General features: G+C 65.3%; 1 pseudogene. It reads right to left on the bottom strand.

Annotation, left to right across the window (positions count from 1 at the left end):
• Window positions 1-946 (bottom strand): annotated as a pseudogene (locus tag AACY45_RS27085) (hypothetical protein); the annotation flags it as partial.

The raw sequence follows: 946 nt of genomic DNA, 5'->3' as shown, positions 1-946 counted from the left end.
ACCGGCAAGAGCTGCCCCGTGGTGGTAGCCGCATCACCCGTCATCGGCCCGGTCACGCCGAGCGTGCTCAGGATGGCGCTCGCGACCGTGCCGAGCACGCCGATGCCGACGCCGGGACGGTCGAGGATGGGCGTGGTGGTGGTCACCGTCGCGGTCACTGGCGCGGGCGCAGGATTGGCCGTAGTCGCCGTGCCGCCCGTCGCGCCGGTCGTGCCCGTCGTCTGTACTGCAGGCGCGACCGCACCCTTGATCGCGGCGACGATCGCTGCGGGAAGCTGCGCGATGTCGCTGCGCAGCCCGTTGATGGCCGCGAGAAGCACGTCGTCATTGCTCTGCTGGTTGTCCACTGGTTTGGTCTCCGTTGTTGGATAAAGGTCCTGGTGAATGTCGGGACGCTTCTCGGCGAGCCGGATCAGCACGGCGGCAACACCGAGCTGCGTATCTTCCGCGTTCGGATCGAACACGCGATCGGCAACGTATTTGCCGCGCTGCTCATGGTTGGTGCCGGCCCAGACGTAGGGCGAATTGATGCCCTTGCCGACGTAACCAAGGCCGTTGAACACTTCGCTTCCGAACAGCATCCGGGCGATCGACCAGACCTGCACGCGATGCATGTTCTTGAGCTTGAGCGCATCGATCGCGGCCTCTTCCCAGGTCGCGAAGGGTCCGCGCCCTTCCGGGACCAGCGTCGTGACCTTACCGGTCCCGATAATGTGCTCGCCGTTGTGCAGCACGCCTGCGAAGTTGCAGGAGGATTCCCGCATGTGCAGCGCGCCGATGAAGTACCAGGGCACGCCGGTTGCAGCCTGAACAGTGCGGTAGCGCTGTTCGGCCGCGATGATCTTGTCGGAAAAGGTATCGGCTGCCGTAGCGTCCGCGCCACCCTTCAGCGTCGCGGACTTCCACAGGTTGGTGTAGCCGGCCTCCGTGGCCTCAAACGTCCATG

Origin of the sequence: Pseudomonas sp. RA_35y_Pfl2_P32 (assembly GCF_963970735.1) — a bacterium.
In the GTDB taxonomy this organism is placed as follows: Bacteria; Pseudomonadota; Gammaproteobacteria; order Pseudomonadales; family Pseudomonadaceae; genus Aquipseudomonas.
The sequence above is the reverse complement of the archived record's forward strand: the minus strand, read 5'-3'. Positions and strand labels throughout refer to the sequence as shown.